The 14,213-nt window shown below is 68.7% G+C and carries 12 protein-coding genes; 5 read left to right on the top strand and 7 right to left on the bottom strand.

Annotated features, from left to right (window positions below):
- Positions 1-23: 23 nt before the first annotated feature.
- On the bottom strand, positions 24-2,624 hold the full coding sequence (gene clpB / locus ACFT7S_RS03635; RefSeq protein WP_382726424.1) for an ATP-dependent chaperone ClpB: 2,601 nt from the start codon (positions 2,622-2,624) through the stop codon (positions 24-26).
- A gap of 183 nt (positions 2,625-2,807) precedes the next feature.
- Here clpB and ACFT7S_RS03630 point away from each other — a divergent pair, with 183 nt between their 5' ends.
- Complete coding sequence (locus ACFT7S_RS03630) at positions 2,808-3,209, top strand: pyridoxamine 5'-phosphate oxidase family protein (RefSeq protein ID WP_382726422.1); 402 nt, start codon at positions 2,808-2,810, stop codon at positions 3,207-3,209.
- 98 nt (positions 3,210-3,307) lie between these two features.
- Here the strand turns inward: ACFT7S_RS03630 and ACFT7S_RS03625 are convergent, their stop codons facing one another.
- Positions 3,308-3,628 (bottom strand): (2Fe-2S)-binding protein, encoded by a 321-nt coding sequence (locus tag ACFT7S_RS03625; protein ID WP_382726419.1) that lies wholly within the window; start codon positions 3,626-3,628, stop codon positions 3,308-3,310.
- Positions 3,625-3,768, bottom strand: a complete 144-nt coding sequence (locus ACFT7S_RS03620) for a hypothetical protein (protein WP_382726417.1) — start codon at positions 3,766-3,768, stop codon at positions 3,625-3,627. Before ACFT7S_RS03620 ends, ACFT7S_RS03625 begins: the two co-directional genes overlap by 4 nt.
- Positions 3,769-3,989: 221 nt before the next feature.
- Between ACFT7S_RS03620 and ACFT7S_RS03615 the strand changes: the two genes are divergently transcribed.
- Entirely contained in the window at positions 3,990-4,994 is a 1,005-nt protein-coding gene (locus tag ACFT7S_RS03615) for a helix-turn-helix transcriptional regulator (protein WP_382726414.1), read from the top strand.
- A gap of 158 nt (positions 4,995-5,152) precedes the next feature.
- Here ACFT7S_RS03615 and ACFT7S_RS03610 read toward each other — a convergent pair whose 3' ends face one another.
- From ACFT7S_RS03610 to dnaK, 4 genes are all read right to left on the bottom strand, one after another.
- Entirely contained in the window at positions 5,153-5,605 is a 453-nt protein-coding gene (locus ACFT7S_RS03610) for a heat shock protein transcriptional repressor HspR (protein ID WP_382726412.1), read from the bottom strand.
- Between the two features lies 1 nt (position 5,606).
- A complete protein-coding gene (gene dnaJ / locus ACFT7S_RS03605; RefSeq protein ID WP_382726410.1) occupies positions 5,607-6,791 on the bottom strand; it encodes a molecular chaperone DnaJ in 1,185 nt (394 codons plus the stop codon).
- Between the two features lie 93 nt (positions 6,792-6,884).
- A complete protein-coding gene (grpE, locus tag ACFT7S_RS03600; protein WP_382726408.1) occupies positions 6,885-7,532 on the bottom strand; it encodes a nucleotide exchange factor GrpE in 648 nt (215 codons plus the stop codon).
- A complete protein-coding gene (gene dnaK, locus ACFT7S_RS03595; RefSeq protein WP_382726406.1) occupies positions 7,529-9,379 on the bottom strand; it encodes a molecular chaperone DnaK in 1,851 nt (616 codons plus the stop codon). The genes grpE and dnaK overlap by 4 nt, the downstream gene beginning before the upstream one ends.
- 363 nt (positions 9,380-9,742) lie before the next feature.
- Between dnaK and ACFT7S_RS03590 the strand changes: the two genes are divergently transcribed.
- From ACFT7S_RS03590 to ACFT7S_RS03580, 3 genes are all read left to right on the top strand, one after another.
- Positions 9,743-10,378 carry a sugar transferase gene (locus ACFT7S_RS03590; protein WP_382726403.1) on the top strand — a complete coding sequence of 212 codons (636 nt, stop codon included), beginning with the start codon at positions 9,743-9,745 and terminating at the stop codon, positions 10,376-10,378.
- Between the two features lie 94 nt (positions 10,379-10,472).
- Positions 10,473-12,740 (top strand): (Fe-S)-binding protein, encoded by a 2,268-nt coding sequence (locus tag ACFT7S_RS03585; RefSeq protein ID WP_382726401.1) that lies wholly within the window; start codon positions 10,473-10,475, stop codon positions 12,738-12,740.
- Positions 12,741-13,006: 266 nt separating this feature from the next.
- On the top strand, positions 13,007-14,188 hold the full coding sequence (locus ACFT7S_RS03580) for an FG-GAP repeat domain-containing protein (RefSeq protein ID WP_382726398.1): 1,182 nt from the start codon (positions 13,007-13,009) through the stop codon (positions 14,186-14,188).
- Positions 14,189-14,213 lie beyond the last annotated feature (25 nt).

Below are 14,213 nucleotides of genomic sequence, written 5' to 3'. Positions count from 1 at the left end.
CCCCGCGCCTGTTCCCCGGGCCGTCACACGGCCGTACCGGCCGGCGCGGGTCCCACGGTCAGCCCGTCCCCGACCCGGTCCACGCGCACGGTGTCGCCGTCCGTGATGTCGCCCGCGAGGATCTCCTTGGCGAGACGGTCGCCGATCGCCGTCTGGATGAGGCGGCGCAGTGGCCGTGCCCCGTACGCCGGGTCGTTGCCCTCCTCGGCCAGCCACGCCAGGGCCTCCGGGGTGACGTCGAGGGTGAGCCTGCGGTCGGCGAGGCGCTTGGCGAGGCGGCCGATCTGGAGTCCCGCGATGTGCGAGAGCTCGTCGCCGGACAGGGCGGAGAAGACCACGAGGTCGTCGAGCCGGTTGAGGAACTCCGGCTTGAACGAGGCGCGTACGACGTCCAGGACCTGCTGTTCCTTCACCTCGGGCTTGGTCAGAGGGTCGACCAGGAACTGGCTGCCGAGGTTGGACGTCAGGATCAGGATCGTGTTGCGGAAGTCGACCGTACGGCCCTGTCCGTCGGTGAGCCGGCCGTCGTCGAGGACCTGGAGCAGGATGTCGAAGACCTCGGGGTGGGCCTTCTCGACCTCGTCCAGCAGGACCACGCTGTACGGGCGGCGGCGCACCGCCTCCGTGAGCTGGCCGCCCTCCTCGTAACCGACGTACCCCGGAGGGGCACCTACGAGTCGCGCGACGCTGTGCTTCTCGCCGTACTCGCTCATGTCGATGCGGATCATGGCCCGCTCGTCGTCGAACAGGAAGTCCGCGAGCGCCTTGGCCAGCTCGGTCTTGCCGACACCGGTCGGCCCGAGGAAGAGGAACGAGCCGGTGGGACGGTCGGGGTCGGCGATTCCGGCCCGGGTACGGCGTACCGCGTCCGACACCGCCTGCACGGCCTGGGACTGCCCGATCAGCCGCTTGCCGAGCTCTTCCTCCATGCGCAGCAGCTTCTGCGTCTCGCCCTCCAGGAGACGCCCGGCCGGGATGCCGGTCCAGGCGCCGACGACATCGGCGATGTCGTCCGGGCCGACCTCGTCCTTGACCATGGTGTCCTTGGCGGCTTCCTGCTCCGCCTCGTCCGCTTCGGCCAGCTCTCGCTCCAGGCCGGGGATCTCCCCGTAGAGCAGCTTGGACGCGGTGTCGAAGTCCCCGTCGCGCTGGGCGCGCTCGGCCTGGCCGCGCAGGTCGTCGAGGCGTTCCTTCAGCTCGCCGACGCGGTTGAGGCCTTCCTTCTCCTTCTCCCAGCGGGCGGTGAGACCGCGCAGCTCCTCCTCCTTGTCGGCGAGGTCGCGGCGGAGCTTCTCCAGGCGCTGCTTGGACGCGGGGTCGGTCTCGTTCTTGAGAGCCAGCTCCTCCATCCGCAGCCGGTCGACGGCGCGCTGGAGTTCATCGATCTCGAGAGGCGAGGAGTCGATCTCCATGCGGAGCCGGGAGGCGGCTTCGTCGACCAGGTCGATGGCCTTGTCGGGAAGGAAGCGGGAGGTGATGTAGCGGTCGGACAGGGTCGCGGCGGCGACCAGCGCGGAGTCCGCGATGGAGACCTTGTGGTGCGCCTCGTACCGGCCCTTGAGCCCGCGCAGGATCGCGATGGTGTCCTCGACGGAGGGCTCGGCGACCAGGACCTGCTGGAAGCGGCGCTCCAGGGCGGGGTCCTTCTCGATCCGCTCGCGGTACTCGTCGAGGGTGGTCGCGCCGACCATGCGCAGTTCACCGCGGGCCAGCATCGGCTTGAGCATGTTGCCCGCGTCCATGGCGGAGTCCCCGCCGGCGCCGGCCCCGACCACGGTGTGCAGTTCGTCGATGAAGGTGATGATCTGGCCGTCACTCTCCTTGATCTCGGAGAGGACGGTCTTCAGCCGCTCCTCGAACTCGCCGCGGTACTTGGCGCCCGCGACCATCGCGCCGAGGTCGAGCGAGACGAGCCGCTTGTTCTTGAGGCTTTCGGGAACGTCGCCCTTGACGATGCGCTGGGCGAGTCCTTCGACGACGGCCGTCTTGCCGACGCCGGGCTCACCGATGAGCACGGGGTTGTTCTTCGTGCGCCGCGACAGCACCTGGACGACGCGACGGATCTCCTGGTCCCGGCCGATGACGGGGTCGAGCTTGCCTTCCCTGGCCGCGGCCGTGAAATCCGTACCGAACTTCTCCAGGGCCTTGTACTGACCCTCCGGGTCGGGTGTGGTCACCCGTCGCCCTCCCCTGCTCTTCTCGAACGCGTCCAGCAGCTTCTTCGCACTGGCACCCTGCTGAGTGAGGATCTCACCGGCGCGGCCGCCCTTCGCCGCGAGCCCGATCAGCAGGTGCTCGGTGGAGAGGTAGTCGTCGCCGAGCTCCTTCGCGCGCTGCGCGGCGTCGGCGATGACGGCGAGGAGCTCGCGGTTGGGCTGCGGGGGCGCGACGGTGGAACCGGTGACGCTGGGCTGTGCCCCGAGAAGCCGTTCTGCCTCGGCGCGTACGGCCACCTGGTCGGCGTCGACGGCGGCCAGCAGGTCGGTGATGTTCTCGTTGTCCTCGCCCGCGAGCAGCGCGAGCAGCAGGTGCCCGGGAGTCAGATCCGGATGCCCGTCCTTCACGGCCCGGTTACTGGCCGCGTTGAGGGCGTCCCGGCTCTTGTTGGTCAGCTCGGCGTCCACGTGCGCTCTCTCCTCCGTGCGATGGGCGGTATGTCGTTAACACTGACATGGTCAACGTGCACAAAGTTGAGCGTACTCCGCTCAAGCCGAAATCGGGACCACTGCCGGGCCCGTTTCGAGTGAACCGTCCACCATGCGCCCCCGCCACCGCACCACGACATCCCGGCTGCCTAGGCTTGGGCCATGCCCGATGTACGCAACCCCAGCCCCGAGTACCTCGCCTTCTGGCGCGAGCGCCACGTCTGCACGCTGACGACGCTCCGCCCGGACGGCACCCCGCACGTGGTGCCCGTCGGCGTGACGTACGACCCCGAGGCCGGTCTCGCACGTGTCATCACCAGCAAGAGCAGCCGCAAGGTCGCCAACATCCTGGCCGCGGCGCCGGGAGAGGCACGGGTCGCGGTCTGCCAGATGCACAAGGCGCGCTGGGCGACGCTGGAGGGCGTGGCGACGATCCGCACGGAGCAGGAGGACGTCGACGACGCGGTACGCCGCTACACGGAACGCTACGAGCGCACGCCGAGGCCCAACCCCGAACGGGTCGTCATCGAGATCGCCCTGAACCGGGCGCTCGGCAGGGCCTGAGCCGGCCCGGGGCAGCACAGCGGCGCCATCGTGTTCAGGTCACGATGGCGCCGCTGTGTGGGGGGAGCGCCTGAACGATATGGAACGACGGGGGTCGCTCAGGCACTGCGGGGGGTGGCGGAGATGGCTTCAGGTTCGAACAGCTCATGGTCCCGCTGATCGAGATTGACGAAGATCATGCCGTACCTCACGGCACAGCGGACCGGTTGCGGAGCCCCGCGGGGCCGACGGAGGCAGCGATAGGCACGGACATCCTCGCCCTCTTCCATCACGACGACGATCGGCTCACCGAACAGAGTGACCATCAACGAGTCGCCACGACGGGGGAGTGCCGTGAGCAGATCGATGAAGTGCCACCCGGAGCGATAGGCCGTGGCCATCTCGCGCCGGAAGGTGCGGTCGTCCGGCGGGGTGGTCATGCGCCGGTCTCGTTCTTCGGCGCGATGTCCCATGCCAGGTCGGGCGGTACCGCAGCATTGGTGGGCTCATCGGTCGTCCTGGCCGGTGCGCTGTCCCACGCCAGATCCGGCGGCGGCGCAGCCTGAGCGTAGGAGTCCACCGCCCCCACGGACCCACCTCCCCAAGCCGGACCCAGGGCACTCATCGCCCCGAATGTCAGCCCGGCGGAGAAGGCCGCGGCAAGCACCGAGCGAAGCATTTTGTTACCCATAGTTGGCTTCGTCCTCACTTCCAAGGTTTCCTCTCCCCCGCATGACAAGACGATTGCTCATCCAGGCACGTCAATGCCACAGAACCGATGCATCATGTTCCTGCTGATGCATGTTCCTGGGGGGTGGAGAATTGACCACAAGTAGAACAAACGTGACACATCCACACCCTGTCAGTTCCCTGTGCGACGAGGGAGCGCGGCTGTACGCCAGCGCACTCAGCGTAGGCAAGATCGCGCGGACCGAGGTAGACCTCGCTCCGTGCCTGCTGGAGTTCGCCCTACTGCACCCCGACCCCGATGACCCGACCTGGCTCCGTCCCGTACCGCCTTCCGCGGCCCTCACCCAGCGGCTCCACCCCATCGAACGGGAGATCCAGGACCGCCGGCGCCTTTCGGTGGAGCTCACCGAAGCCTTCGAGCCGTTCATGGCCATCAGCGCCCAGACGCCGCCGATCACTCATGCGATCACTGTGCTCGAAGGCATCGACCGCATCAACGCGTCCATCGAACTCGCCCTGACCGAGTGCCGGTCGGAAGTCCTCACGATCCAGCCGGGCGGCGGACGCAGCGAAGACGCGCTCAACACCGCACTGGAACGCGGCAGCATGCTCACGGAACGCGGCGTGAGCATGCGCACGCTCTACCAGCACACCGTCCGCCACAGCCACGGGACACTCAACTACGCGGCACGCATGGCGGAAGGGAAGGTGGAGATACGCACGCTCGAAGAGCTCATAGAACGCCTCATGATCTTCGATCACACGGTCGCCTTCATACCCGCCACCGACGACCGTCGCGTGGCCCTGGAACTGAGGCACCCCGGCATCGTCGAATACCTCGTCAAGGTCTTCGACCAGTTCTGGCAACGCGCCGTCCCCCTGCAGGAACCGATCCCGTACGACCCCAGCCCCTCGGGCATCTCCGGCGTACAGCACTCCATCGCCAAACTGCTCATCGAGGGCCACGTCGACGAGGCCATCGCCCGCCGGCTGGGAATGAATGTACGCACATGCCGCTCCCACATCGCCAAGCTCAGCACAGCACTCGGCAGCAACAGCCGCGCCCAACTCGGCTACCTGATCGCCCGGTCAGGAATCCTGGATCAGGATTCCTGACCGTCCGGCACCCATGATCCCCACCCCGGAGCCGGAAGGCGCGACCGCGCAACGGGGCGGTCGGTGGCCACGGGCCTCTCGTGCGTGACAGCGGACGCAACTAGGGCCTCTCGCTCGGATCATGCCGGGCTCGCGGGGCCTGATCCAAACGAAAGACCCTAGTCCGTAGCCCGCTTGGGCTTGGGACGCCACACCACCAGCGCGCTCGCCTGCTGCACGTCCTGGTACGGGACCAGGTCGCGGCGGTAGGAGGCGTGTACCTGGGCCTCGCGTTGCTGCATGGCCACCGCCGCCCCGTCGACCGCCGTGGAGAGTTCGGCGACGCGCTGCTGGAGCGCGGCGACCTGGTTCTCCAGCTCGATGATGCGCTTGATGCCGGCCAGGTTGATTCCCTCGTCCTGCGACAACTGCTGCACCGTGCGCAGAAGTTCGATGTCGCGGGCCGAGTAGCGCCTGCCGCGCCCGGCGGTGCGGTCCGGAGAGACCAGGCCGAGGCGGTCGTACTGGCGCAGCGTCTGCGGGTGCAGGCCCGAGAGCTGGGCCGCGATCGAGATCACGTACACCGGTGATTCGTCGGTCAGCTGGTACGGATTACGTCGACGGCCGTCCATCTCAAGCTCCCTTCGCAGCCTGGAACAGCTCCGCCCGCGGGTCCTCCTCCGCGGTCGCCTTCCGGTATGCCTCCAGTGCCTCCCGGGCCTCGGGTGCGAGGTCCTTGGGCACCGCGACCTCCACGGTGACCAGAAGGTCGCCGCGGGTGCCGTCCTTGCGGACCGCACCCTTGCCGCGGGCGCGCATCGTACGCCCGTTGGGGGTGCCGGCCGGAAGTTTCAGGGTGACCGCGAGGCCGCCGAGCGTCGGGACCTTCACCTCGCCGCCGAGCGCCGCCTCCGTGAAGGCGATCGGCACGGTGACCGTGAGGTTGTCGCCCTTGCGGCCGAAGACGGGGTGGGCGTCGACGTGGACGACGACATACAGATCGCCGGCCGGTCCGCCGCGTTCGCCCGGGCTGCCCTTACCGCGCAGCCGGATGCGCTGGCCGTCCAGGACGCCCGCCGGAATCCTGACCTGCATGGTGCGTGCCGACTTCGCCCGTCCGCTGCCTTTGCAGACCTCGCAGGGGTCCTCGGCGATGAGGCCGCGGCCCTTGCAGTCCACGCAGGGATCGGTGAGCGAGAAGCCGCCGCCGCTGCCGCGCGACACCTGTCCGGTGCCGACGCAGGTCGGGCAGACCCTCGGGGTGCCGTTCCTGTCACCGGTGCCCGAACACGCCTTGCAGGGTGCCTGGCTGGACATCCGCAGCGGGACCGTGGCCCCGTCGACCGCCTCGGTGAAGCTGAGCGTCACCTCGGACTCGATGTCCTGGCCGCGCCGGGGCTGGACACGGGTGCCCGCACCGCCGCGGTTGAAGAGGCCGCCGAAGACGTCTCCCAGACCGCCGCCGCCGAACCCTCCGGCGCCGCCGGCCTGGCCGCCGCCCGGGGTACCTCCGAAGAGGTCGCCCAGGTCGAAGTTGAAGTTGCCCCCCGCGCCACCGGGACCGGCCCGGTAGCCTCCGTTGCCGAAGAGAGCGCGGGCTTCGTCGTACTCCTTGCGCTTCTTGCTGTCGCCGAGGATGTCGTTCGCCTCGGAGATCTCCTTGAAGCGCTCCTCCGCCTTGGCGTCACCCTTGTTGGCGTCCGGGTGGAACTCGCGGGCGAGCTTCCGGTACGCCTTCTTGACCTCGGCGTCGGTGGCGTCCTTGGGGACGCCGAGAACCTTGTAGTAGTCCTTCTCGACGAAGTCCTTCGTGCTCATCGACGTCCCTCCTTCCGGACGATCGGCCGAGGAGCCGGCCCTGAGGCCGGGCTCCTGGCCGGTCGGTGTGCACCGAGGTGGTCGGACTGAATGTCAGACCTCCTCCGTGCCACCGCTCTCCTCGTCGTCTGTCTTCTCTTCCTTCGCCGCTGCCGGCGTCGCGCCGGGCTGCGGCTCGGCCACGGCCACCCGCGCGGGGCGGATGGTGCGCTCGCCGATGCGATACCCCGGCTGCAGGATCGCCACGCAGGTGTCCTCGGTGACGTCCGGCGCGTACGAGTGCATCAGGGCCTCGTGGATCGTCGGGTCGAAGGGCTCGCCCTCCTTGCCGAACTGCTGGAGGCCCAGCTTCGCGACGACCATCTCCAGCGATTCGGCCACCGACTTGAAGCCGCCGACCAGCTCGCCGTGTTCCCGCGCGCGGCCGACGTCGTCGAGCACGGGCAGGAGCTCGGACAGGAGACCCGCGACTGCGATCTCCTTGACCGTGACCCGGTCCCGCTCGACGCGGCGGCGGTAGTTCTGGTACTCGGCCTGGAGCCGCTGGAGGTCGCCCGTGCGCTCACCGAGCGCGGTGCGGACCTGGTCCAGCTGTGCCGTCAGACCGACTGTCTGTACTGAGTCCCCGGCCGGGGACGCCTCCTCCGGAGAGGGGGTGGCGTCCTTCGGCTCAGCTCCGTCAGGGGTGGCGCCGGAGGGGACGTCAGGCTTCTCCTCGAAGCCCGGAGTCTCCTCGGTCACACCGCACCGCCCTTGGTGTCCTTCTCGTCGTCGACGATCTCGGCGTCGACGACGTCGTCACCGTCGGCCTGACCGGCGCCCGGCGCGTCCGCACCCGGCGTCGCACCCTCGGCCTGGGCGTTGGCGTACATCGCCTGGCCCAGCTTCTGGGAGACGGCCGCGACCTTCTCGGTGGCGGTACGGATCTCGGCGGTGTCCTCGCCCTTGAGCTTTTCCTTCAGCTCGGTGAGGGACTCCTCGACCTCCGTCTTGACGTCGGCCGGAACCTTGTCCTCGTTGTCCTTGAGGAACTTCTCCGTCTGGTAGACGAGCTGCTCGCCCTGGTTACGGGACTCGGCGGCCTCGCGACGACGGTGGTCCTCGTCCGCGTACTGCTCGGCCTCTTCGCGCATCCGGTTGACCTCGTCCTTCGGCAGCGAGGAGCCACCGGTGACGGTCATCTTCTGCTCCTTGCCGGTGCCGAGGTCCTTGGCAGCGACGTGCATGATGCCGTTGGCGTCGATGTCGAACGCGACCTCGATCTGCGGCACACCACGCGGGGCCGGCGGCAGACCGGTGAGCTCGAACATTCCGAGCTTCTTGTTGTACGCCGCGATCTCGCGCTCGCCCTGGTAGACCTGGATCTGCACGGACGGCTGGTTGTCCTCGGCCGTCGTGAAGATCTCGGAGCGCTTGGTCGGGATGGTCGTGTTGCGCTCGATGAGCTTCGTCATGATGCCGCCCTTGGTTTCGATACCAAGCGACAGCGGCGTGACGTCGAGGAGCAGAACGTCCTTGACCTCGCCCTTCAGGACTCCGGCCTGGAGCGAGGCGCCGATGGCGACGACCTCGTCCGGGTTCACGCCCTTGTTGGCGTCCTGACCGCCGGTGAGCTCCTTGACGAGCTCGGCGACGGCCGGCATACGGGTCGAGCCACCGACGAGAACGACGTGGTCGATCTCGGAGAGCTGGATGCCCGCGTCCTTGATGACGTTGTGGAACGGGTTCTTGCAGCGGTCCAGAAGGTCCGCGGTGAGCTGCTGGAACTGAGCGCGCGTGAGCTTCTCGTCCAGGTGCAGCGGGCCCTCGGCCGACGCCGTGATGTACGGCAGGTTGATCGTGGTCTCCGTCGAGGAGGACAGCTCGATCTTCGCCTTCTCCGCGGCCTCGCGGAGACGCTGGAGAGCCATCTTGTCCTTGGACAGGTCCACGCCGTGACCGTTGGCGAACTGCTTGACCAGGTAGTCCATGACCCGCTGGTCCCAGTCGTCACCACCGAGGTGGTTGTCACCGTTGGTGGCCTTCACCTCGACGACGCCGTCGCCGATCTCCAGGAGGGACACGTCGAAGGTGCCGCCACCGAGGTCGAAGACGAGGATCGTCTGGTCGTCCTTGTCGAGCCCGTACGCCAGCGCTGCGGCGGTCGGCTCGTTGACGATACGCAGGACGTTGAGGCCCGCGATCTCGCCGGCCTCCTTGGTCGCCTGACGCTCGGAGTCGTTGAAGTACGCCGGGACGGTGATGACCGCGTCGGTCACCTTCTCGCCGAGGTAGGACTCCGCGTCACGCTTCAGCTTCTGCAGGATGAAGGCGCTCATCTGCTGCGGGTTGAAGCTCTTGCCGTCCAGGTCGATCTTCCAGTCAGTGCCCATGTGGCGCTTGACGGAGCGGATGGTCCTGTCGACGTTCGTGACCGCCTGGCGCTTGGCGACCTCGCCGACGAGCACCTCACCGTTCTTCGCGAAGGCGACGACGGACGGCGTGGTCCTGGCGCCTTCGGCGTTGGTGATGACGGTGGGCTCGCCGCCTTCCAGAACGCTCACGACGGAGTTAGTCGTGCCCAGGTCGATGCCGACCGCACGTGCCATTTCAATTCCTCCAACTGAATACCTGAGTGGATCTGACTCAAGGATGCATGACACCCGCCCCAGAGTCAACAGACCTGAGCCGAGTCGACTCAACTAAGGTGCTCACAGCCGAGTCCACCAGCGGTTTTCCCGTAGGAGCCGCTCCGTGCCATCGCGCGACTCGCGCCCCACAGGGCGACACCCGCCCCTTCGCGCGCGCCACACACCCCGACCCACCATCGCACCATGGGATCGTTCTGTCACAAAATGCCGCGAGCCGGTCAAAACCGGCACGCCATCGATCCCCGGGCAGGTGCGATGCAGAACGCGAACCGGACTGCGGTACGAACGAGGGCGCACGCAGGCTCCCGGACAGCGGAGACGGTGGCGAAAGCGACCGCGGCCGCCCTCACCCGTACCGCGGCGCGCACCATCGAGTACGCGACGGCCCGGCTGACGGCCAAGCGGCTCCTCGACCTCACGCTCGGCACGGCGCTCCTTGCCCTCGCCTCACCGGCGCTCGCCGTGGGCGCCCTCGCGCTCGCCGCACGACGCCCGGCCGACGGCGTACTGCTGCGCGAACAGCGGACCGGTCTCGGCGGCCGGACCTTCGAACTGCGCTCCCTGCGCACGCGCAGCTGCCGGCTCGACCTGCTGTCCCGGCTGCCCTATGTCGTACGGGGAGAGCTCTCCCTCGTCGGTCCCGCACCCCTCGCGCCGGGCGACCCCAGGACCGAGGGGCCAGGGGCCAGGCGCTGGCGTCAGGAGCTGCGGCCGGGCCTGACGGGCCTCGCACAGGTGCGGGCCCGCTCCGGGATGCCCTGGGACGAACCGGCCTTGCTCGACCAGCACTACGCCGAGCACCACTGGGTGGGGCTTGACCTGGCGATTCTGGCGGAAGCGGTACGCCTTCCACTGCGCGCGGCCCTGCACGGAGCCCTGCACCGGCGGCCTCGCGGCAGCAAGGCGCACCTGAGCGACGCAGATCACCGCCTGCCCGGCTACAGCGTGGCGGAATAAGTGGATAGTGTCGTCACAGACTCATTAAGTTACTGCTTAGTAATCCGTAATCATTGGTGTACCCCAACCCCTCGCAGGCCCGAGGAGCCCCCAAATGCAACTCGCCGCGATCATCGTGTCGCTGGTCATCACGGTGGTGGCCGTCGCGCTTTTCGGCCGCGCCATCGCGCAGATCTACCGCTTCGTGCGACTTGGTCAGCCCGTACCCGCGGGCACCCGCACGGGTGACCCCACACAGCGCACCATCACGCTGGTCAAGGAGTTCCTCGGCCACACCCGTATGAACCGCTGGGGCATCGTCGGCTTCGCACACTGGTTCGTGGCGGTGGGCTTCTTCTCGCTGCTGCTGACGATCGTCAACGCCTTCGGCCAGCTCTTCCAGGCCGACTGGCTGATCCCGTTCATCGGCGACTGGCTGCCGTACGAGATCTTCACCGAGTTCCTCGGTCTGATGACGGTCCTCGGCATCGTGATCCTGATCGCGATCCGGCAGCTGAACAGGCCGGGCAAGGCGGGCCGCAAGTCCCGCTTCGCGGGCTCCAAGACCGGGCAGGCGTACTTCGTCGAGGCCGTCATTCTCATCGTCGGCGTCTGCATCATGACGCTGCGCGGCCTGGAGGGTGCCCAGCACGGCGTCCACGGCTGGGAGCCCGGCTTCTTCGCCTCGTACCCGCTGATCGCCGCCTTCGACGGTCTGAGCCTCGGCACGCTCCAGCAGATCACCTACTTCGTCGCGGCGCTCAAGATCGTCACGTCCTTCACCTGGATGATCACGGTCTCGCTCAACACCAACATGGGTGTGGCCTGGCACCGCTTCCTCGGCTTCCCGAACATCTGGTTCAAGCGGAACGCCAACGGCTCGGTCGCGCTCGGCCCGCTGCAGCCCATGACCTCGGGCGGCAAGGAGATCGACTTCGAGGACCCGGGCGAGGACGACGTCTTCGGCGTCTCCCAGGTCGAGCAGTTCTCCTGGAAGGGCATCCTCGACTTCTCCACGTGCACCGAGTGCGGTCGCTGCCAGTCGCAGTGCCCCGCCTGGAACACCGGCAAGCCCCTCTCCCCCAAGCTCCTCATCATGTCGCTGCGCGACCACGCGCACGCCAAGGCCCCGTACCTGCTCGCAGGCGGCGGCAAGGACATGGAGGGCAACGAGAAGGCCACCGCCGAGCAGCTCAAGGACGTCCCCGCCTCGGCACTCGCCGAGGCCGAGCGCCCCCTCATCGGCACCGCCGAGGAGAACGGCGTCATCGACCCGGACGTCCTGTGGTCCTGCACCAGCTGCGGCGCGTGCGTGGAGCAGTGCCCGGTCGACATCGAGCACATCGACCACATCGTCGACATGCGCCGCTACCAGGTGATGATCGAGTCCGCGTTCCCGTCCGAGGCGGGCACGATGCTCAAGAACCTGGAGAAGAAGGGCAACCCCTGGGGGCTTGCCAAGAAGCAGCGCGTCGAGTGGACCAAGGAGGTCGACTTCGAGGTCCCGATCGTCGGCAAGGACGTCGAGGATCTCTCCGAGGTCGACTACCTGTACTGGGTCGGCTGCGCCGGCGCACTCGAAGACCGCGCGAAGAAGACCACGAAGGCCTTCGCCGAGCTGCTGCACATCGCGGGCGTCAAGTTCGCGATCATGGGCGGCGACGAGAAGTGCACCGGTGACTCCCCCCGCCGTCTGGGCAACGAGCCGCTGTTCCAGCAGCTCGGCCAGGAGAATGTGGCCATGCTGAACATGGCGTTCGGGGAGGACGACGAGGACGAGGCGACGAAGAAGCCCAAGTCGTCGAAGAAGATCGTCGCTACCTGTCCGCACTGCTTCAACACCATCGCCAACGAGTACCCGCAGCTCGGCGGCGAGTACGAGGTCATCCACCACACGCAGCTGCTCCAGCACCTGGTGGACGAGGGCAAGCTGATCCCCGTGACTCCGGTCGAGGGCCTGATCACGTACCACGACCCCTGCTACCTGGGCCGTCACAACAAGGTCTACACGCCCCCGCGCGAGATCATCGCGAGCGTCCCGGGTCTGCGGAACGAGGAGATGCACCGCCACAAGGAGCGCGGCTTCTGCTGCGGCGCCGGTGGTGCCCGGATGTGGATGGAGGAACGGATCGGCAAGCGCATCAACAACGAGCGTGTCGACGAAGCCCTCTCCCTCAACCCGGACATCGTCTCCACCGCCTGCCCGTTCTGCCTCGTCATGCTGACCGACTCGGTCAACGGCAAGAAGAACGACGGCCAGGCCAAGGAGTCGATCCAGGTGGTCGACGTCTCGCAGCTGCTGCTGGAGTCCGTGAAGACCCCGGCGGACCCGGCGGGCGAGCCGGAAGCGGCGGACGCACCGGAGCCCGAACCGGTGAAGTAATCCACTGTCGTACGAACAGAAGCGGCCGGACCTGCCTCGGGGGCAGGACCGGCCGCTTCTGCGTGTGATCGGGAACCGTGATCGGGACTGTCATCGGGACTGTGATCGGGACATGTACGCGCCGGGACATGTACGCGCCGGGACATCTGGAGCATCATGTGGGCCGAACACCTTCGAACGCGTCGGACCGCCCCGCCCCACCGGGCACGCCGGCCGGGCCGGATCTCCACGCATCACGACGCACCACGACGGATGAGGGGCCTCCCGTGCGGACACGCATCACACCGGCCCTGTCGCGAGCCACGGCAAGGAGCACCGCCAGGTCCACCGCGACCGCAGCTGCCGCGCTCACCGCGGGCACCGCCTGCCTGCTCCTCCTGACCGCATGCGGCAGCCCCTCCTCCGCCCACGCCCCCTCGTCCTCGCCCACCGCCGGAGCGAGCAAGAACGGCGACGCCCCGCCCGAGGCCCTCGCCGGCCGGGCCGACGTCCCCCGTATCCCCGTCCCTCGCGGCAAGGGCAGCCGCACCGCCGACGACTTCAACGGCGACGGGCACCGCGACCTCGTCATCGACGACCTGGTGAAGGCCCCGGAGGACAGCCACGGCGACGACGCCGGCATCGGCGTCGTCTACGGCTCCGCCGACGGCGGCCTCGACCCGGCGGCGCGCCAGCTGCTGAGCGCGCGGACCCACGCGGCCAAGGTCGGCGACACGCTCCCGGTCGCCTTCGACGCCGAGGCGGCGTGCGACCTCGACGCGGACGGCTTCACCGACCTGGTGGTGGCCACGGACCCGCCGTACAACGGCATCGGCCGCCCGCCCGTACCGCTCCAGGTCCTCTTCGGCTCCCCCGAGGGCCTCACCGGCAAGGCCGTCACCCTCCGCATCCCCGACGCGGCCCGGTTCGGCAACGAGTGGCCCGACCACCCGGTCTGCGGCGACTTCGACGGCGACGACCGCACCGACCTCGCCGTCACGGCGGGCGAGGGCCGGATCAGCTACCTCCGCGGCCCCTTCACCCGCGCCGCGGCCCCGCGCGCCGCCGCGTCCCTGCCGGGCGGCGGCCCGTACCTCGCCGCCCCCGAGCCCCGCGCCGACACGAACGGCGACGGCTACGACGACCTCGTCCACTCCGCCAAGCCCCTCCGGCCGGGCGCCCCCGCCAAGGCCACCCTGCTGCTCGGCTCGGCCAACGGCCCGGCCCGCCCCGGCGGCACGTACCGCGTCAAGGCCCCGGCACACGGCATCCCGACGGCCCCGGTCCGCACCGGCTCGGGACCCACGGAGACGGCTCTGCTCCGGTACGCGGACTTCGACGGCGACAAGAAGCCCGACACCGTCGTCCGCACCTACCGGGGCGAGGAGACGGACCTGATCGCCCTGTACCCGTCAACGACTGCGGACCGCCCGCGCCTCACGTTCAGCACGGCACTGTTCCTGCCCTGATCCTGCCCTGAGGGCACCCCCTAGT

Source organism: Streptomyces sp. NPDC057136 (genome assembly GCF_042670885.1).
GTDB lineage: Bacteria > Actinomycetota > Actinomycetes > Streptomycetales > Streptomycetaceae > Streptomyces.
The sequence above is the reverse complement of the archived record's forward strand: the minus strand, read 5'-3'. Positions and strand labels throughout refer to the sequence as shown.